Source organism: Sphingobacterium spiritivorum, assembly GCF_016725325.1.
GTDB lineage: Bacteria > Bacteroidota > Bacteroidia > Sphingobacteriales > Sphingobacteriaceae > Sphingobacterium.
The window spans coordinates 2,504,126-2,524,919 of sequence record NZ_CP068083.1; the positions used below are offsets into that span (position 1 = coordinate 2,504,126).

Genomic DNA, 20,794 nt, shown 5'->3' on the forward strand with positions numbered 1-20,794 from the left:
ATAAATAAATAGTATAAAGTGCTAAATATGAGAAATATCTCATCCGTTTTGGGAAGACTTGCGAAGTCAATATCAGTTAGTTTGGTATTGTTATTTGCCGTTACGACTGTGTCGCATGCGCAGGATGCTAAGGAAGGTGAAGCTATCTTCAAATCTAAATGTACATCTTGTCACGCGATTAACAGAAAATTAGTTGGTCCTGCTTTGAAGGACATTACAAAAACCAAAGATCAGGAATGGTTGATCAAATGGGTTAGAAACTCGCAAGCGTTAATCGCTTCCGGTGATCCGGATGCGATAGCCATTTTTGAAGAGTACAACAAATCGGTGATGACTGCCTTCACAGATTTGTCTGACGATCAAATCAAAAGTGTATTGGCATACATCGATGCTGAAAGTGCAAAAGCTGACAATCCGGATAAAGGAGGTGCTAAAGGAGGTGCTGCTGTAGAAAATACAGGAGCTTCTAACTGGTCTATTCTGGGTATGGCAGGTATTATCCTGTTGGCATTGGTGGTGATTGTATTGCTGAATCGTGTTTCTAAAACCTTAGAGAAGGTAATCGCTAAAAATCAGATCGCTGAAGATGCAAATCTTGGTACAGGTACTGATAGCCGTTACCTGGCATTCGCTAAGAGCTTTGTCAAAAACAAGAAACTGGTGTTCTTCGCCGTGTTGATGATCGTAGCTGTGTTATCAGTTGCCGGTTGGAAAACAATGTGGAATATCGGTGTGCATGAAGGGTACAAACCTGTACAGCCAATTAAATTCTCGCACCAACTACACGCTGGTGTGAATAAGATCGAATGTCAGTATTGTCACGGAGGAGCTTTCAAATCGAAGAATGCTTCTATTCCATCTGCGAATGTATGTATGAACTGTCACAATACAGTAACAGCGTCTGAGCACTACGATGGTGAGATCTCTCCGGAAATCGCGAAAATCTACAAAGCATTGGATTACAATCCGGATACACGTCAGTATGGCGATAATCCTAGTCCGATTCAGTGGATCCGTATCCACAATCTTCCAGACTTTGCTTACTTCAATCACTCGCAACACGTAGTGGTAGCAGGAGTAGAGTGTCAGACATGTCACGGTCCTATTCAGGATATGGAAGAAGTGTACCAGTATTCACAGTTAACCATGAAATGGTGTGTAGACTGTCACAGAAAAACAGAAGTAAATACTGACAATAAATACTATGACCAGTTAATTGAAGCTCACGAGAAATTGAAGAAAGGTGAGAAGATGACTGCAGCGATGATTGGTGGTCTGGAATGTGGTAAATGTCACTATTAATAATTATTATTTAGGAATACGCAATCTTATATATACAGCTTAAATGGATAGCAACAAGAAATATTGGAAAGGTTTGGAAGAATTGCATCAAACGCCTGCTTTTGTAAAAAACAGCAAGGGAGAGTTTGCCGAATCAATTCCTGTAGAAGATGTATTGAATGAAGCCGGCTTGAGTACTAAAACTCCTCGCCGTGATTTCTTAAAAGCATTGGGCTTTGGTTTAGGTGCTGTAACTTTAGCAGCTTGTAACCGTACACCAGTGCATAAGGCTGTGCCTTATGTGATCAAACCTGAAGAGGTAACTCCAGGTATACCTAACTTTTACGCTTCGTCTTTCAACGGACAGAGTGTATTAGTAAGAACACGTGAAGGCCGTCCGATCTCATTAGAGGCAAACCCGAATTCTATCGGTTTGACTCAGGGTACAGACGCTGCAACATCAGCATCGGTGTTGGATCTGTACGACATGTCTAAAGTTCAGAATCCTCAAATCGGAGGTAAAGACGTTGAATGGTCTAAATTGGATAGCACAGTAAAAGCTGCTTTGGATAAAGCTGCTGCTGCTGGCAAGAAAATTACAATTGTTGCTTCCACGATCAACAGTCCTTCTACTTTAGCCGCAATCGCAAAATTAACGGGCAAATATCCTACTGCTAACCTTGTTCAGGTAGATGCAGTATCTTACAACGGTATTTCAGAAGCGAATAACCAAAGCTTTGGTAAAGCTGTCATCCCGACTTATCATTTTGATAAAGCACAGGTCGTAGTTTCAGTAGCTGCAGACTTCTTAGGAAGCTGGTTGGCTGGTGAAGAACATACACAGGACTATATGAAAAACCGTGACTACAAATCATTGAAAAATGGTAAAATGTCACGTCACATCCAGTTTGAATCCGGATTAAGTATGACCGGAACAAATGCCGATGTGCGTATTGCAATCAAACCTTCTGAAGAAGGAGCTGTTCTGATCTCGCTGTATAATGAGATCACAGGTTCAAATCTTGCAGGTGGTATAACAGTACAAAAAGCACAGACAGCAATTAAATTAGCTTCAAAAGAATTGTTAGCTAACAAAGGTGCTTCTGTAGTCGTTTCAGGATCTAATGACGTGAATGTACAGGTGTTGGTCAATGCGATCAATGCGGCTCTTAACGCTTACGGACCTGTTATCGATCTTAATAACTTCAGCAAACAACATCAGGGATCTGATGCTGCTTTCCAGCAATTCCTTACAGATGCTAAATCTGGTCAGGTAGGAGTAGCCTTCTTCCTGGATACGAACCCTGCCTACACGTATTTCAAAGCAGGTGATGTAAAAGATGCATTGGCAAAAGTCGAATTCAGCCTTTCTTTCTCAGATCGTGCTGACGAAACTGCTTCTTTATTGAAAGCTATTGCTCCTAACAGTACATTCCTGGAATCATGGGGTGATGCTTCTGCTACAGAAGGATATTACACTATCGTACAACCGACAATCAATCCGGTATTCAACACCAGACAAGCAGAACAAAGTTTGCTGATCTGGGCTGGTGATACTACAAATATTTACGACTTCGTAAAACAAACATGGGAATCTGCAATCCTTCCGGGATCAGGTAAAACATGGAAAGATGTTTTACAAACTGGTTTCGTATTCAAAGGAACAGCTTCAGGAAGTGCCGCAACTTTTGCTGGTAACGTAAATACTGCTGTTTCAGCAATTGCTGCTGCTGCTAAGAATATTGCAGGTGATGTAGAGTTGAAATTATACGAACCTACTACAGTTCGTGATGGTCGCTACGGAAATAATGCTTACCTGTTAGAGTTACCGGATCCGGTATCTAAAGTAACATGGGATAACTATGCTGCACTTAACCCTGCATATGCAGAAGAGTTAGGCTTAGGTGAAAATGGAATTGTTACAGTAGAAGCAAACGGTTACAAAGTAGATCTTCCTGTTCTTCTTCAACCTGGACAGGCGATGAAGACAGTATCTGTTGCAATAGGTTTCGGACGTGAGAAAGTAGGTAAAGCAGGTAACGGAGTAGGAGTGAACGCTTATCCGTTTGCTAGCCTGATCAACGGTACTGTACAGTTTGTATCTAAAGCAAAAGTTACCAAAGCATCCGGTACGTACGAATTAGCACAGACACAGACACACCACACAATTGAAGGTCGTAACATTATCCGTGAGACTTCATTTGCACAATACCTTAAAAACCCGGCTTCTGAATCAGGTAAATTCTCAGATAATCACAAAACATATGATTTGTGGAACAAATTTGAGCAACCTGGTCACAAATGGGTAATGGCGATCGATCTGAATGCATGTACAGGTTGTGGCTCATGTATCGTAGCATGTAACGTTGAAAATAATATTCCTGTTGTAGGTCGTGACGAGGTACGTCGTCGTCGTGAGATGCATTGGTTACGTATTGACCGTTATTACACGATTGAAGAAGAAGGTAAAGAATATACAAAAGAGAAAGAAATTGCGCATATCAAAGATTTCGAAAATGTAACAGTAGTACACCAGCCGATGTTATGTCAGCACTGTGCTCACGCACCATGTGAGACGGTATGTCCGGTACTGGCAACTGTTCACTCTTCTGAAGGTCTTAACCATATGGCTTATAACCGTTGTTTCGGTACGCGTTACTGTGCGAACAACTGTCCTTATAAAGTACGTCGTTTCAACTGGTTCAACTACTGGAATGATTCCCGTTTCGACAATTACCTGAATAACGAATTTACACAATTAGTATTGAATCCTGATGTTACTTCCCGTTCACGTGGGGTAATGGAGAAATGTTCAATGTGTATCCAACGTATACAGGCAGGTAAATTGCATGCGAAAATGGAAAACCGTAAAGTTAAAGATGGTGATATTAAAATGGCATGTCAGGCGGCTTGTTCTGCAAATGCTATCATCTTCGGAGACGCAAACGATCCAGAGTCAGAAGTTTCAAAAGCATTACGTAACGAACGCGTTTACTATGTTCTTGAAGAAATCAACGTACAACCAGGTATTGGTTATATGACAAAAGTTAGAAACACTTTTGAGGCTTAATCTTGTTCAATACTTGAAATAAAAAAAACTATGTCATCGCATAACGAATCAATATTAAGAGAACCATTAATGACTGGTCGTGATATCACCTATGCTAAGATCACGGATGATATTCTACTGCCAGTTGAAAATAAACCTAATAAAGCATGGTGGATCGGTTTTACCGTTGCAGCCCTTGGTGCTTTATTATGGGTAGTGAGTGTAAGTTATACCTTCTGGACCGGTATCGGTGCATGGGGTCTTAACAAAACAGTAGGTTGGGCATGGGATATCACCGACTTCGTATGGTGGGTAGGTATCGGTCACGCAGGTACGCTGATTTCAGCAGTATTGTTAATCTTCCGTCAGAACTGGCGTAACTCGATTAACCGTTCTGCAGAGGCGATGACTATCTTCGCCGTTATCTGTGCCGCTACTTATGTCGTAGCTCACATGGGACGTCCATGGTTAGCATACTGGATTTTCCCGTTACCAAATCAATTCGGATCACTTTGGGTTAACTTTAACTCTCCGCTAGTATGGGATGCATTTGCGATCTCTACATATTTCACCGTTTCCTTAGTATTCTGGTACTGTGGTTTGTTACCGGATATCGCTACTGTACGTGACCGTGCTACAGGAATGAAACAAAAAGTCTATAAAGTATTATCTTTCGGATGGAATGGATCAGTAAAAACCTGGCAGCGATTTGAGATCATTTCTTTGATCCTTGCAGGTATCTCTACTCCACTTGTACTTTCGGTACACACCATTGTATCCATGGACTTTGCAACTTCGGTTATTCCGGGATGGCATACAACGATCTTCCCTCCATATTTCGTAGCAGGTGCGATCTTCTCAGGTTTTGCGATGGTACAGACATTATTGCTGATCCTTCGTAAGGTTATGAATTTTGAAGACTATATCACGATGTTCCACATCGAGGCTATGAACAAGATTATCATGATCACGGGTTCTATCGTAGGTATCGCTTACCTTACAGAGTTATTTATTGCATGGTATTCCGGTTCAGAGTTTGAGATGTACGCATTTGAAAACCGTATCGCAGGTCCTTATGCCTGGGCATACTGGTCGATGATGACTTGTAACGTGATCTCTCCTCAGTTATTCTGGTTTAAGAAGATCCGTACCAGTATTCCTATTTCATGGGTACTTTCGATTGTTGTGAACATCGGTATGTGGTTTGAGCGTTTTGTAATTATCGTGACTTCTTTACACCGTGATTACCTTCCTTCTTCCTGGGCAATGTTTTACCCGACATGGACAGACGTAGGTATTTTCGTAGGATCGATCGGTCTATTCTTCACCCTGTTCTTATTATTCTTACGTTTCTTACCGGGTATTGCGATAGCAGAGGTGAAATTATTACTGAAAAGCTCCAGCTTACAACATAAAACCAAACTGGTTAAAGAAGGTGCATTCCCTGAAGAACAGGTTGCTTTCTTCAGAGAGTCATTGGAGAAATACGATTCAGTTACTGAACAGGATATTAAAGAGTTACAAAAATAATAGCAATGAGCAATACAAAATATATACTAGGTAGTTTTGCTGACCCGGACGATATGATGCACGGGATAGACAAATTGCAGAAAAATAATATCAGCATTTACGATTGCTTTACACCTATGCCTATTCACGGTATAGAAGCTAAGTTGGGTGTACGTCCATCACGTCTTCCAATCGCAGCATTTTGTTTCGGAATTACAGGTACCATTCTTGGTTTTAGCTTATTGTATTACACAATGGCTTATGATTGGCCTATGAATATTGGGGGAAAGCCTTCTATGCCTCTTCCTAACTTTGTTCCTGTAACATTTGAGGTTACTATTTTATTATGTGCTCTTGGTATGGTAGCTACTTTTTTCTACCGCAACCATTTGTTTCCGGGACGTGCTCCGCGTGTCATGGATCTGAGAGCAACAGATGATCGTTTTATAATTGCTATTGATGCTCATGAAAATGCAGACCATGCATTGATCGATTCATTATTGAAAGAAGCAGGAGCAGTAGAAGTTAAATACAATGAAAGAAAATATGTTAGCTATGAATAAGAAGAATTTTCTTGGAACTGTATGTGCAGCCTTAGCTTTTGCAGCAGTTGCTTCTGCTTGTGGAGATGGCACCACACGTAGTACAGGTTGGGAATTTTCTCGTAATATGTATGATCCGATCGGTTATAATCCGGATCAACCAAATGAGAATTTTAAAAACAAACAAACTGCTCAGACTCCTCCGGCTCACACCAATCCTGTTGGATTCGTGAGATTCGAATACGCTAATACGTTAGAAGATTACGAACGTGCAGGAAGAGAAGTCACCAATCCATTGGCTGTTACGAAAGCTAATCTGGCAGATGGACAAGCGTTGTTCAATACATACTGTGCTGTATGTCACGGACCGGAAGGTAAAGGGGATGGATCTATCACCAAAGACAGAGAGATCACGGACTCACGTGGAACACGTAAATTGGAAAACTTTCCAAATCCGCCATCTTATCATAAAACAGATGCAGCGAGTTCCTCACGCGGTGGTTTGATGAGCGATCTGACAGATGGAAAAATTTATCATACCATCTACTATGGACACAACTCTATGGGCTCACATGCTTCCCAACTTTCGCCAGATGAGCGTTGGAAGGTAGTAATGTATGTTCATGAATTACAGAAAAAATAATCTAACATCGATATATTAAATGGGAACTCACAGTCATCATCACGATTATAATTTTAGCGAACGATTTGCTTTCGGCGGGAAAGCAAAGGTGTTTAGCATTATCGCTATCGTTATTGGATTAGTGGCAATCGCCTATGGTTTGTTTGCTGGTGATTCACATACGACAGAACGCACGTATGCCAACCTATTATTGATGGGTTATTATTTTACCTGTGTATGCGCTGCAGGAGCTTTTTTCGTAGCTCTTCAGAGTGTTACACAATCCGCTTGGTCTGCAGGTCTTATCCGTATTCCTCAGGCTATGGGAAGTGTTTTGCCAATAGCAGCTCTTGTATTGTTTATCATCATTGCTGCAGGTCTAAACTCACACTCTTTGTATCACCACTGGGCCGGACACGGATTGACTGATCCGGAAAGTCCTAACTACGATGCACTGATTGCCGGTAAATCTACATTCTTAAATGTGCCTTTATTTTTGGTACGTCAGATCCTTTTTATGGGATCATATAGTATCTTTGCCTTTATTTTGACAAAATTATCATACAAGGAAGATTTAGAAGGTAGTTTGAATTCTTACAAAAAGACATTCAAATTGTCTGCTATCTTTTTGGTAGTATTCGGATTCACAACTCCTATCTGGGCGTTTGATACGATCATGTCTTTAGAAGCACACTGGTTTTCAACTATGTTCGGCTGGTACAATTTCGCAGCAATGTGGGTGAGTGGACTGGCTACAATTGCTATTATTCTGATTCTTCTAAAGAAAGCAGGATACCTGGCATGGGTTAATGAAAATCATTTACACGATTTGGGTAAACTGATCTTCGGATTTTCTATCTTCTGGACATATGTATGGTTTGCACAGTTCATGCTGATCTGGTACTCCAACATTCCTGAGGAGACCGTTTATTTCTACAAAAGATGGGAACCAGAGTACAAACCTTGGTTTTGGCTTAATATATTGATTAACTTTGTATCTCCGGTTTTATTATTAATGGATCGTGATGCTAAGCGTAAGCAAAATAGTATGTTGTTCGTATGTATTGTACTTCTTTTGGGACATTGGTTAGATTATTATATCATGATCATGCCTGGAACAGTTGACAATCATCCTGGATTCGGTATTATCGAAGTGGGAACAGCAATCGGTTTTGTGGGCTTATTTACTTTCTTGGTAATGTCTAAGTTGAGCAAGCATGCCTTGGTGCCGAAACACCATCCATTCTTAGAAGAGAGTTTAAATCATCAGATATAGGTTTCTAATCAACACGATATTACGTTATAACGTTATAATAAGAAATGAAATTCAAATTACATAACAGATTCAGATCCATAATGGGTTGTGTGCTTGCACTAGGATTGTCCCTGTCGACTCCTACCTTTGCAAGTCAAGATACAACTGCTGCTGATTCGGCAGCAAAGACTACTGCGGTAGCTGCTCCTGCGGATTCAGCTAAAGTAGACTCTGCTTCTTCTGTAGCAGCAGATTCAACTGCAGCGGGGGCTGCTGTATCTTCTTCTTCTACGTCTTCAAGTAAGCCGGCAGTAGAAGAGGTCAAAAAAATTGATCCTCAGGTTTACAAAAACCTGACGTATTACATCTTACTTTTCTTCGCTATATGTACTGTGGTAGCTGTAGTTGGAAAGGTGCTATCTCTATATGAGTTAGTGAAAAAGATGAATGGTAAATACAACCCATTAGCCGGTAATAATTTACAATCTATTCTATTCCTTATATTTCTGGTATTCTTCCTTTGGGGAGTGTATTACGGATATAGTGTATGGGGAAGCTGGGCATGGCGTGATGCGGTGACGGAGCACGGTAAGCTGATTGATAACATGTTTATCATCACTACAGTGATCATCACGATTGTACTGGTACTTACGCACCTTTTATTATTGACATTTCCATTTATCTACAGAATGCGTGTTAAGCGTCAGGCTTACTATTATCCGCATAACAATACCATTGAGAAAATCTGGACAATCGTTCCAGCTGTGGTATTAACTGTATTGGTATTGTTCGGTTTCTTCACATGGAGAACCATTACTAATGTTCCTGAAGATCTTCAAAAATCTGCTCTGCAGGTAGAAGTATTAGGTGAGCAGTTCTTATGGTCTGTTCGTTACCCTGGAGCTGACGGCCAGATCGGTAAACGTAATTATAAAATGACGACACCGACAAATCCATACGGTATCGACTTCAATGACAAAAATTCATGGGATGATATTCAGGGAAGTGACATCGTTCTTCCGGTAAATAAATCCGTACGTTTCCATATCATTTCCAAAGATATTATTCACTCGTTCTTTATTCCTGATTTCCGTGTTCAGATCAATGCTGTACCGGGAATGACGAACTATTTCCAGTTCACTCCAACAGTGACTACTGCTGAAATGCGCGAACGTATGAATGATCCTAAGTATGACTATGTGATGCTTTGTAACAAGATCTGTGGTTCCGGTCACTACAATATGCAGAAGAAAGTGATAGTTGTGACAGAGAAAGAGTATAAAGAGTGGTTGAGTACCCAGAATAAATACTTTAATGAAGATCTGCAGAAAGAATTTGCTGCAAAAGATTCAAAGGAAAGTAAAGAAGAAGTTATCAAAACAGCTTCATTGAAATAATTTGTATTAAGAATTTTTAAAAAATAATATGTCAAGTACAGTTATATCGCATAGCGCAGACCATCACGATTCGCACGGCCATCATCAAGAGTCGTTCCTGTCTAAATATGTATTTAGCATGGATCACAAGATGATTGCTAAGCAATTCTTGATCACTGGTATTATTATGGCAGTTTTTGCCATGGTATTATCGATATTGTTCCGTATCCAGCTCGCTTGGCCGGATAAAGAGTTTCCAATCTTAGAAGTTTTCTTAGGTAAATGGGCTGAAGGAGGTCGTATACGTCCTGAGTTTTTCTTATCCTTAGTAACCATCCACGGTACGATGATGGTATTCTTCGTATTGACAGCAGGTCTTTCCGGTACATTCAGTAACTTACTGATTCCTTATCAGATTGGTGCCCGTGATATGGCATCTCCGTTTATGAATATGCTTTCATACTGGTTCTTCTTCGTAGCTTGTGTGATTATGGTTGCTTCTTTCTTTATCGAAAGCGGACCTGCATCTTCAGGATGGACCGTATACCCGCCATTGTCTGCAGTTCCTAAAGCGATCCCGGGATCGGGCTTAGGTATGACATTATGGTTAGTAAGTATGACATTGTTTATTGCTTCTCAGGTAATGGGTGGTGTAAATTATATCAGTACAGTATTGAACATGCGTACAAAAGGTATGGACCTTTGGAAAATGCCTTTGACAGTATGGTCTTTCTTCTTAACAGCTATCGTAGGTCTTTTATCTTTCCCGGTATTGGTATCCGCAGTAGTGTTACTGATTTTTGACCGTAGTGCAGGTACATCATTCTACCTTTCAGATTTAGTTGTTCAGGGAGAAGTATTACCTAATGAAGGTGGTTCTCCGATCTTGTTCCAGCACTTATTCTGGTTCTTAGGTCACCCTGAGGTATATATCGTTGTTATGCCTGCATTAGGTCTGACATCTGAAGTTATTTCTACGAACTCACGTAAACCAATCTTTGGTTACCATGCGATGGTTTACTCTTTGGTAGGTATTACTGTATTATCATTTATCGTTTGGGGTCACCACATGTTTGTGACAGGTATGAATCCGTTCTTAGGAGGAGTATTTATGATCACAACTTTGATTATTGCGGTTCCTTCAGCGGTAAAAGCCTTCAACTACCTGGCTACATTATGGAGAGGTAACATCCGTTTCACTCCAGCTATGATGTTTGCAATCGGAATGGTTTCATTCTTTATCTCTGGTGGTTTGACAGGATTATTCTTAGGTAACGCTGCTTTAGATATCAACCTACACGATACCTATTTCGTAGTTGCCCACTTCCACCTGGTAATGGGATCTGCTTCTATCTTTGGTATGTTGTGTGGTGTGTACCACTGGTATCCTAAGATGTTCGGAAAGATGATGAACCCAAAATTGGGTTATTTACACTTCTGGTTAACATTCATTGGTGCTTACCTGGTATTCTTCCCGATGCACTTTATGGGTATTGATGGTGTTCCTCGTCGTTACTATGCCTTTACAGAATTTCCTTTCATGGAGAAATGGGTTTCTGTTAACTTGTTAATCACATGGGCTGCTATCATTGCGGGTCTTGGACAGATTGCATTCCTATGGAATTTCTTCTCTTCAATCGTTTTTGGTAAGAAAGCTACTCAGAATCCTTGGAACTCTAACACATTGGAATGGACTACTCCTGTTGAGCATATCCATGGTAACTGGCCTGGAGAAATTCCTACAGTACACCGTTGGCCATATGATTACAGTAAACCTGGTCATGATCAGGATTTCATTCCTCAGAATGTTCCTTTCTCTGAAACAATGAGCTCTAACTTACCTCATGATTTTGAAGGTAATGAAGAAGCTGTTCGTATTCAGGAACAATGGAATAAAGAGAATAACAGAGAGATTGTAGAAGGTTAAGCTCACAAGCTTAACCCTCTATACCCTCTTAAATATATAGAGGTTAAAAGATAGATATGTATCCAGCTGCTGAAAAGCGTTTTATTAGAACAAATGCGATTACCATCATAGTATTGTTTTTGGTGATCACAGCTGGAGGAATTGTAAGAAGTACCGGATCTGGAATGGGATGTCCGGATTGGCCTAAGTGCTTTAATCAGATTATTCCACCCACTGATGTCTCACAGTTACCAGCAGGTTACGAGCAGCATTATGTGGAAGGCAGAGCCAAGAAGAACCAGCGGTTTGCAAAAATGGTTGAATTCTTTGGATTTCCGGATAAGGCAGAACAAATCCGTACAGATAAAAGTATTCTTGTTCACGAGGAGTTTAATGTTGCCAAGACATGGACAGAATATGTGAATCGTCTCGTAGGAGTTGTTTCCGGTTTCTTCCTGTTATTTTCTGCAATCTTTTCTTTTACCTATATCAAGTCAAAAAAATCCATAGTCTTTTGGAGCGTTCTTAATCTTTTTGTAGTCGTACTGCAGGCCTGGCTGGGATCAATTGTGGTATCCACCAATCTGATGCCCTGGGTGATTACTGTTCATATGCTTTTAGCTCTTTTGATTGTCGGAATAAGTATTTATACCTATTACAAAGCGACAACACTGCGAAATAAGAATATATTGATCAACCATCAGTTTAAAGGATTTAAGCTGTTAGCTGCTTTTTCTCTGATTATCATGCTGGTGCAGGTTGTATTCGGAACAGAAGTAAGGGAGCGTATAGATCACTTAGGAGATACCGGCGTTCCACGCAATGAATGGATCAGTTCGATAGGATCGCACTTTGATATTCATAGGGTGCTCGGATATGTTACCTTTGGTTTAGTACTGGTATTATTTTTTCTGGTCAAATCAAGATTTAGTAAACTATCCAAACAAGCTAAGTACGCATGGATTATGTTTATTCTGGTTCTTATACAGATGGGGTCGGGGATTGTATTAGCACGCTTTAATGTGCCTGCTTTTGCACAGACAACACATCTGGTGATTGCCAGTTTGCTTTTCGGAGCACAATATTATTTGATGTTGTTGCTTTCAAAATTTAAAAGATAGTAGAAGACGTAATGTTAATATTAGATATAAGATCGTGTAGTGGAGTTCACTTCCATACTTCTGATAAGAAAGGGAGGAATGTAAGATGAAACAGTTTATTTCTGATTTTAACAAACTTGTCAAATTAAGATTAACGTTAACTGTTGTATTTTCAGCCTCTATCTCATTTTTGATCGGAGCTACGCAACAGGGTGAAATAATTTGGTTTAACTGGTTACTGTTAACCATTGGAGGTTTTTTTGTAACAGGTGCAGCTAATGGCTTTAATGAGATCATTGAAAAAGATCTGGATAAGCTCATGACACGTACAGAGGATCGTCCGCTTCCTGCAGGTCGTATGACTACAGGTCAGGCGTTGGTCTTAAGTCTTTTCATGGGAATCTTCGGAACCCTGATCTTAGTCAAATTGAATTTTATAGCAGGTTTACTTTCTGTTTTTTCAATTTTTCTATATGCCTTTGTCTATACCCCTCTGAAGCAAAAATCTCCTATTGCTGTTTTTGTAGGTGCATTTCCGGGAGCATTGCCTCCGCTTATTGGTTACTATGCAGCTTTCAAATCGGCAGGATTTGGTTTGGAGTATGCAGCAATCAGTGAAGCAGCAGTTGTGATTACTCCGCTGGTATTGTTTATTATCCAGTTTGTATGGCAGTTTCCACATTTCTGGGCAATTGCCTGGGTAGCGGATGATGACTACAGGAAAGCGGGTTTCAGACTTTTGCCAACGAAAGAGCGTGACCGCGTATCTGCATGGATGTTGTTTATATCCGCAGTACTGATGATTCCGGTAGGTTTCCTGCCTATGTATTTCGGTTTTGGCGGATGGATATTTACGATTGTTTCCTTATTGGGCGGATTGATGTTTGCCTGGTATGGTTATAAGCATTTGGTAGAGCAGAGCATTGGTTCTGCAAAGAAAGTGATGTTTACATCATTTATTTATTTACCGGTTACACAGCTGGTATTATTGTTAAATTTTATTCCATTTAAATAATGGTAGTAGATATGGTTAATACAGAATTACAGGAAGAGGAATTGCAACAATCCCGAAAAGCCAAGAAATTTAATCTCTGGCTAGGAATGATTGGTATGTTTATGATGTTTGCTGCGCTGTCCAGTGGTTTCATTGTGTATACAGCCAGTGGCGTGGATAAAGGTATCAAAACTACGCTTCCTAATGCTTTTATCTACAGTACAGTGCTTATATTGCTGAGTAGTGTTACATTACACCTCTCTTATAAAGCTGTCAAGGAAAAGCAATTTGCTAAACAGAAAGGATTGCTCCTTGCAACAGTGGTGCTCGGAATTCTTTTCTTCGTATGTCAGGTACATGCATGGCAGGTCCTTATTGAAAGAGGAATCTATTTCCTGAATATCAATGCCTCCCAGTCATTTATTTATGTATTTACAGGCATGCACTTAGCGCATATTATTGCGGGACTGATCGTATTGATTAGATGTTATACCGGAGCGGCTAAACCGATCCCTTATGACAATAATTTCTTCCGCATGGAACTTGCCACTATTTTCTGGCATTTTCTCGATCTTTTATGGATTTATATATATGTTTTCTTACTTTTGAATCAATAATACTAAACAATGAGTACAACTGTATCGCAATTGGATAAGGTAAAGGACGGCCCTTGGAGTGGCGGTAAGTCCCCTTGGAACTTAGAGTATGGAAAGATCATGATGTGGTTTTTCCTTGTGTCAGACGCATTTACATTTTCAGCTTTCCTGATCTATTATGGAGCTCAACGTTTTGCGCATTTCACATGGCCGGATCCTGATAAGGTATTCCAATCTATCCCGCTTATTGCGGATCACGGACAACCGTTGGTGTTCGTAGGTATCATGACTTTTATTCTGATCATGAGTTCCGTAACAATGGTGTTAGCGGTAGATGCGGGTCATCGCAATAAAAAAGACGAAGTTGTAAAATGGATGCTTTGGACTATTCTGGGAGGTTTGGCTTTCTTGGGTTGTCAGGCTACAGAGTGGACGCACTTACATCACCTTGGTTTCTGGTTCGGACAAAATCCGGCTACAGGACTAGAAGGTAATGCTATTCCTGAAGCTCTTGCTCCATATTTCTCGAAAGACATTTCATATGTGTCCGCATTACAGTTCTCTAACTTATTCTTTACCATTACAGGTTTCCACGGATTCCACGTATCAATAGGTGTTATTTTGAATATCATTATTCTGTGTATGACATTGAACAATACGTTTCAGAACAGAGGTTCATACCTGATGGTTGAGAAAGTAGGTCTTTACTGGCACTTTGTCGACTTAGTATGGGTATTCGTATTTACATTCTTCTACTTAGTTTAATTACTTTTAACACGAATCGATTATGTCAAATCATCACGATAATACAGCAGCACACGAAGGTCATGGTCATGATCACGAGGGTATGGATAAAAAAGGAATCTGGAGAATATTCTTTGTCCTTTTAGCACTTACTTGTTTAGAGTTTTTGATCGCTTTGGGATTTGTTCACCACTGGCAGATTCTTGCTAAAGGTGCATTGGTTAATACAATCTATATCGTATTGACATTGGTAAAAGCTTACTACATTGTGGCTTACTTTATGCACTTGAAGTTCGAAAAATCAAGTTTCATAGTATGCTGTGGTGTTGTATTTATATTCATCATCTACTTCATTATATTAATGCTGACAGAAGGCGGATACTTATTACACCATTTCCACGAGTACCCATTGTGGCCAAATAAATAATATTCATGCAAAATACTTCTCGTAAGAAGGGTATTTCAACTTTAATAATCCTGGCCATGGTCTTACTTGTGCCAGGATTTTTGTATATATTGGTTAACCGAATGGGGGCATCCAATGAATACGTAAAGCTTCCGATCTATGGTGAAAAGCAGCTTGCCGGAACAGTAAGCCGCAAGATGGGAAGAGAAATAAAAGATACCCTATATCATCAGGTTCCGGTCATTCAGTTCACAGATATGGATGGAAAGCAGATCAGTTTTATTGATAACGATACTACCGTGTCCGTAGTTCATCTTTTCTATACAAAAGACAAATCTTTTTCCAGAATGATGATCAACAGGCTAAATAAGGTGGCTACCAATCTGAAGCGAAATCATAAGGTCAGATTTTATTCTATTTCTGCAGATCCTGCAAGTGATACCCCTGAAGTATTGCAGGCATATACAAAAGGATATCGTCCAGACGAAAAAAGATGGTTCTTTCTGACCAATCCTTCGGTTGACATTCTGCAGTTTGCAAGAGAGCAACTCCTGTTGGATGCTATGAAGGACCCGCAGGATTCTTCCAAAATTATTATAGGTAGTTCGTATATCTTATTAGATTCTCACCGCAGGATCAGAGGCTTCTATGATCTGAATCTGAATACCGAATTGGAACGCTTGGAAGATGAAGTCAAACTGCAGTTAGTAGAAGAATACCGTAATACCCCGATGAAGGTTCAAAAGAAAGATTAATATGGGACAACAAACAGTAGAAGAAAAGAAATATAATAAATGGATTGTAGTGCTGTCTGTCACTATTCCTGTAGTGGTAGCAATATTATTTGGTGTTAACCTGAGGAAATTAGGCTATGATGTTCAGCCTTTATCTTTTTTGCCACCGATATACGCAACGATTAACGGCTTGACAGCTATATTACTGGTGTGGGCTGTATCAGCTATCAAAAGAGGTAATAAGGCTTTGCATGAGCGGTTGATCAAGCTCTGTATTGCATGTTCAGTAGCATTTCTGGGAATGTATGTAGCGTATCATATGACTTCTGACTCTACACCGTATGGAGGAGAAGGAGCTATGCGTTATATCTATTTTGTCATCCTGATCTCACATATACTCCTGTCTATTATCATTATTCCCTTTGTACTTGTTACCTTTGTAAGAGGGATTGCAGGAGCATACGAAAGACATAAGAAGCTGGCACGTATCACATACCCGATGTGGTTATATGTAGCTGTGACAGGTGTAATCGTATACTTGATGATATCTCCTTATTATACACATTAGAATTAAGTCTGTGCAAGCAGGCAGTTTTAGAATTTTAAGAGACAGGCAATATGAGAGTATGGGTATATCAGGCAAGTCGTAAGCTGACTGCCGGTGAACAAGCGTTGGCAGCAGATAAACTGGCTGCTTTTATTTCCGTGTGGAATACACATGGTAAATCCCTGGCTGCAGACGTAGAGATACGTCATGGTCTGTTTATCATTATGAAGGTAGATGAATCAAGAGTTGCTGCTTCGGGATGTTCAATAGACAGTTCTGTACATTTCCTCAAAGGCTTACAACAAGAGCTGGGTGTGGATCTGTTTGACCGCTTTCAGTTAGCTTACCGCACAACGGAAGATATAGCTGTAGTTGGTCGTCAGGAATTTGAACAATTGGTCACATCAGGGCAGATCAATTCGTCTACCATTGTATTTAATAATATGATTAGTAATGAAGAAGAATTATTGAATAAGTGGGAAGTGCCGTTTAAGGATAGCTGGCATGCCCGTGTATTCAGCTAAGATCATCCAAACATTATAAAAGCAAAGGGCTGTTGATTATCAACAGCCCTTTGCTTTTTATTTTTTATCTACGCTATACGCTCCCGGACCTACAAAAAGTAGTCCGATGAATACGAATAGCAGTTCAAATGCGTGAGAGGCTGTACCCCATCCGTCTCCCGCACTCAGGTGATGTACTCCGGCCACAACCATGGTAAACGCCAAGAGTAAACAAACAGGTCTGTACCATAGTCCGATCAAAAAGAATAGTCCGCCTACAGCTTCTGTCGCAGCAGCCATAAATCCCCAGAAGGCAGGAAAGAATTTGATACCCATATTGCCCATGGCCTGACCTACGCCATTCCACATATCAGGTCCGCCCATTAGCTTAGGAAGTCCGTGTGAAATCATAAATGCTCCGACACCTATACGCAGTATTAATAATCCCAGATCTTTTTGTTTTGATAATGATGATAATATCGCCATATGTTAATCTATATATGTTAGTTTAGTTTCTGTTTTTTTGGTTTCCAGCACGGCTTTTTTTCCAAATACCAAAGCATGATTATTGTCTATATGTCCGGCGGGATAATGGAATGCTACAGGGTAATCAAATTCACGAACTTTATCCATTACAATTTCTTCTACAGTCTGGCCAAACGGAGGTTCGCTATCCTTCATTGAAGTAAATCCGCCGATAATCAAACCTGCAAGTTTATCCAGCTTGCCGGCTCTCTTTAACGCCCAAAGCATACGGTCTATACTGTAGTAAGCTTCTCCAACATCTTCAATAAATAAAATCTTGTTGTCATAATCAACATCAGAAACAGAACCCAGTACACTAATCAGGATAGCGAGATTTCCACCCGTTAGTATTCCTTCTCCTTTTCCGGGACGGTTGGGGAATGTATGCTGTTTGTATTTGAAGTCTGTATTCTCACCGAATAAAGCTGTCCGAAGGGTTTCCAAAGATGCTGATGTGCCATCCGCAAATGACTTTGGCATCTGACCATGTATAGTTGGTATTCCAAAAGACTGTTGTATATGACTGTGTAAAACGGTAATATCACTGAAACCGATTACCCACTTCGGATGCCTGGTAAATGCTGTAAAATCGATTTTGTCAATAATACGCACCGTTCCGTAACCACCTCGTGCTGCAAATACAGCTTTGATCTCCGGATCATTCAGGGCTTCCTGCAGATCCGCAGCTCTCAGGTCATCATCTCCGGCAAATTGATGGTAGGAACTGGATACGGATTTTCCCGATTGTACTTCCAGCCCCCAACCCTGTAGGATTGCAACAGCTTCGTCTATATTCCCCCGTATAAAACTTGCCGGAGCCACAATTGCGACTTTATCACCAGCATTAAGAAATTCAGGCATTTTCACGTATATCTATATTTTAATAGCGCAAATTGAGTTATCTTTGTCAAAGAAACAAGATTTTTCCTGTTTTTTTATATTTGATTACAGCTAATTTAAAATATAACATTGAGTATTACAGATAAAAAACGCTATACCATTACATCGGCTTTGCCGTATGCTAATGGGCCTCTACATATCGGCCACCTGGCCGGTGCTTATATTCCGGGAGATATTTTTGTTCGTTACTTACGTCTTAATCAGAAAGATGTAGTCTATGTATGCGGATCCGACGAGCATGGCGCAGCCATTACGATAAAAGCGAAAAAAGAAGGTATCACACCCCGTGAAATTATTGATAAGTACAATCAGCAGATCAAAGAAAGTTTTGAAGAGTTCGGTATTTCATTTGATATTTATCACCGCACTTCAGAGCCTATTCACCATCAGTTGTCTCAGGAGTTTTTTCTGAATCTATACCAAAAAGGTGAATTTATAGAAAGGTTTTCCGAGCAATATTATGATGAGGAATTTCATCAGTTTCTGGCAGACCGCTACATTGTGGGAACATGTCCTAATTGTCATTCTGAAGGTGCCTACGGTGATCAGTGTGAGAAATGCGGAACTTCACTAAGTCCTACTGATCTTATCAATCCGATCTCTACATTAAGTGGTAAAACTCCGGTTTTAAAGGAAACGAAACACTGGTATCTTCCTCTGGACAAATACCAGCCATGGCTGGAAAAGTGGCTTATCGAAGGGAAAAAGGATGAGCTTAAATCCAATGTTTACGGACAATGCCTGTCCTGGCTGAAGTCAGGTCTGCAACCGCGTTCGATGACACGTGATCTGGATTGGGGAGTGGATGTGCCACTGGAAGAAGCTGAAGGTAAAAAGTTGTATGTCTGGCTGGATGCGCCGATAGGATATATATCAGCTACAAAACAGTGGGCACTGGATAACGGCAAAAACTGGGAAGACTATTGGAAAGAACAGCCTGATCCGGAAGATAACTCATGTCTTATTCATTTCATTGGTAAAGATAATATTGTATTCCACTGTATCATCTTCCCTGCGATTCTGCATGCGCATGGTGATTATATTTTACCGGAAAATATTCCGGCAAATGAATTTCTTAATCTGGAAGGAGATAAGCTTTCTACCTCCAGAAATCATGCCGTGTGGTTACATGAATATCTGGAAGAATTCCCGGGCAAGCAGGATGAATTACGTTATGTACTGACTTCTATTCTTCCGGAAACTTCAGACAGCGAGTTTACATGGAAAGATTTTCAGGCACGGGTCAATAATGAACTGGTAGCGATATTAGGTAATTTTATCAATCGGGTTATGGTACTTTCACATAAGTATTTTGATGGTAAAATCCTGTCAGGATCAGATTTACAGGAAGAAGATAAGCAGGTATTTGCTGAACTGAAAAAATATCCGGAGCAGATCACCCATAGTATTAATCAGTACCGTTTCCGGGAGGCTCTGGCCCAGTTTATGAATGTGGCGCGTCTGGGGAATAAATATCTGGCAGATGCCGAGCCATGGAAAGTGATCAAAACAGATGAGGAGAGAGTAAAAACTGTCCTTAATGTATCTTTGCAGATTGCTGCAAACCTTGCGATTCTGGCACAGCCATTCTTACCTAAAACAGCATTAAAACTATTTGAAATGCTAAATCTTCCTCAGCAGGACTGGGAAAGAGCAGGGGAGGAAGATCTGTTGAAAGATGGTCATGAACTCGGAGAAGTACAATTGTTATTTGATAAGATTACCGATGAGCAGATTGATTTTCAATTGGAAAAACTGGCAGCAGCAAAAGTGAATAATGTAAAAGTAGCTACTCCGTCTGTACCAGCTAAGGAGAATGTAACTTTTGATGAGTTTATGAAAATGGATATCCGTATCGGAACGATCCTTACGGCAGAGAAAGTAGCGAAAACGAAAAAACTGCTTAAACTGACCATCGATACTGGTATTGACCAACGTACTGTAGTTTCTGGTATTGCGGAGTTTTTCGCTCCTGAAGAAATTGTGGGCAGACAGGTTTCTATTCTGGTGAATCTGGAGCCCCGTGAAATTAAAGGAATTACTTCACAGGGAATGATACTGATGGCTGAGGATGCAGATGGTCGTTTGGATTTTGTACAACCTTCCACAACGATAAAACCTGGAAGTTCGGTACGGTAATCAGATTAAAAGTAGAGCCAGTCTGCGCACTTTGCCTGTGACTGGACTAATATATATAAAAGCCTG

The 20,794-nt window shown here is 40.3% G+C and carries 19 protein-coding genes; 17 read left to right on the forward strand and 2 right to left on the reverse strand.

From position 1 onward, the window contains the following. The first annotated feature begins 27 nt into the window (after positions 1-27). The 16 genes from I6J02_RS10280 (at position 28) to I6J02_RS10355 (ending at position 17,185) form a co-directional block, all read left to right on the forward strand. Positions 28-1,302 carry a cytochrome c3 family protein gene (locus I6J02_RS10280; RefSeq protein WP_201681580.1) on the forward strand — a complete coding sequence of 425 codons (1,275 nt, stop codon included), beginning with the start codon at positions 28-30 and terminating at the stop codon, positions 1,300-1,302. A 43-nt stretch (positions 1,303-1,345) separates the two neighbouring features. Continuing rightward, entirely contained in the window at positions 1,346-4,351 is a 3,006-nt protein-coding gene (locus I6J02_RS10285; protein ID WP_201681581.1) for a TAT-variant-translocated molybdopterin oxidoreductase, read from the forward strand. Between the two features lie 30 nt (positions 4,352-4,381). Next, positions 4,382-5,860: an NrfD/PsrC family molybdoenzyme membrane anchor subunit gene (nrfD, locus tag I6J02_RS10290; RefSeq protein WP_037460200.1), complete on the forward strand. Its 1,479-nt coding sequence runs from the start codon at positions 4,382-4,384 to the stop codon at positions 5,858-5,860. A 5-nt stretch (positions 5,861-5,865) separates the two neighbouring features. After that, positions 5,866-6,402, forward strand: a complete 537-nt coding sequence (locus tag I6J02_RS10295) for a DUF3341 domain-containing protein (RefSeq protein WP_002997017.1) — start codon at positions 5,866-5,868, stop codon at positions 6,400-6,402. Beyond that, on the forward strand, positions 6,374-7,024 hold the full coding sequence (locus I6J02_RS10300; RefSeq protein ID WP_002997014.1) for a c-type cytochrome: 651 nt from the start codon (positions 6,374-6,376) through the stop codon (positions 7,022-7,024). Before I6J02_RS10295 ends, I6J02_RS10300 begins: the two co-directional genes overlap by 29 nt. Positions 7,025-7,043: 19 nt before the next feature. Beyond that, entirely contained in the window at positions 7,044-8,279 is a 1,236-nt protein-coding gene (locus I6J02_RS10305) for a quinol:cytochrome C oxidoreductase (protein ID WP_201681582.1), read from the forward strand. Positions 8,280-8,323: 44 nt separating this feature from the next. Further along, on the forward strand, positions 8,324-9,655 hold the full coding sequence (locus tag I6J02_RS10310; RefSeq protein WP_232279732.1) for a cytochrome c oxidase subunit II: 1,332 nt from the start codon (positions 8,324-8,326) through the stop codon (positions 9,653-9,655). A gap of 118 nt (positions 9,656-9,773) precedes the next feature. Then, positions 9,774-11,561 (forward strand): cbb3-type cytochrome c oxidase subunit I, encoded by a 1,788-nt coding sequence (locus I6J02_RS10315; protein ID WP_236582413.1) that lies wholly within the window; start codon positions 9,774-9,776, stop codon positions 11,559-11,561. A 56-nt stretch (positions 11,562-11,617) separates the two neighbouring features. After that, positions 11,618-12,661 (forward strand): COX15/CtaA family protein, encoded by a 1,044-nt coding sequence (locus tag I6J02_RS10320; protein ID WP_201681584.1) that lies wholly within the window; start codon positions 11,618-11,620, stop codon positions 12,659-12,661. Between the two features lie 85 nt (positions 12,662-12,746). Further along, positions 12,747-13,655, forward strand: coding sequence for a heme o synthase (cyoE, locus tag I6J02_RS10325; protein WP_201681585.1), 909 nt, complete (start codon positions 12,747-12,749; stop codon positions 13,653-13,655). 11 nt (positions 13,656-13,666) lie between these two features. Beyond that, on the forward strand, positions 13,667-14,251 hold the full coding sequence (locus I6J02_RS10330) for a heme-copper oxidase subunit III (RefSeq protein WP_236582403.1): 585 nt from the start codon (positions 13,667-13,669) through the stop codon (positions 14,249-14,251). Between the two features lie 9 nt (positions 14,252-14,260). Further along, complete coding sequence (locus I6J02_RS10335) at positions 14,261-14,995, forward strand: cytochrome c oxidase subunit 3 (RefSeq protein WP_003008054.1); 735 nt, start codon at positions 14,261-14,263, stop codon at positions 14,993-14,995. Positions 14,996-15,017: 22 nt separating this feature from the next. Next, positions 15,018-15,401, forward strand: coding sequence for a cytochrome C oxidase subunit IV family protein (locus tag I6J02_RS10340; protein ID WP_201681587.1), 384 nt, complete (start codon positions 15,018-15,020; stop codon positions 15,399-15,401). A gap of 5 nt (positions 15,402-15,406) precedes the next feature. After that, a complete protein-coding gene (locus I6J02_RS10345; protein ID WP_201681588.1) occupies positions 15,407-16,135 on the forward strand; it encodes an SCO family protein in 729 nt (242 codons plus the stop codon). A 1-nt stretch (position 16,136) separates the two neighbouring features. Beyond that, positions 16,137-16,682, forward strand: coding sequence for a DUF420 domain-containing protein (locus I6J02_RS10350; protein WP_201681589.1), 546 nt, complete (start codon positions 16,137-16,139; stop codon positions 16,680-16,682). Between the two features lie 50 nt (positions 16,683-16,732). Continuing rightward, positions 16,733-17,185, forward strand: a complete 453-nt coding sequence (locus I6J02_RS10355; RefSeq protein WP_201681590.1) for an ABC transporter ATPase — start codon at positions 16,733-16,735, stop codon at positions 17,183-17,185. 57 nt (positions 17,186-17,242) lie between these two features. Here I6J02_RS10355 and I6J02_RS10360 read toward each other — a convergent pair whose 3' ends face one another. Together I6J02_RS10360 and I6J02_RS10365 are read right to left on the reverse strand one after the other, a co-directional pair. After that, positions 17,243-17,650 carry a DoxX family protein gene (locus tag I6J02_RS10360; protein ID WP_201681591.1) on the reverse strand — a complete coding sequence of 136 codons (408 nt, stop codon included), beginning with the start codon at positions 17,648-17,650 and terminating at the stop codon, positions 17,243-17,245. Positions 17,651-17,653: 3 nt separating this feature from the next. Next, positions 17,654-18,550, reverse strand: coding sequence for an LD-carboxypeptidase (locus I6J02_RS10365; protein WP_201681592.1), 897 nt, complete (start codon positions 18,548-18,550; stop codon positions 17,654-17,656). 108 nt (positions 18,551-18,658) lie between these two features. Between I6J02_RS10365 and metG the strand changes: the two genes are divergently transcribed. Then, a complete protein-coding gene (gene metG / locus I6J02_RS10370; RefSeq protein ID WP_201681593.1) occupies positions 18,659-20,728 on the forward strand; it encodes a methionine--tRNA ligase in 2,070 nt (689 codons plus the stop codon). Positions 20,729-20,794 lie beyond the last annotated feature (66 nt).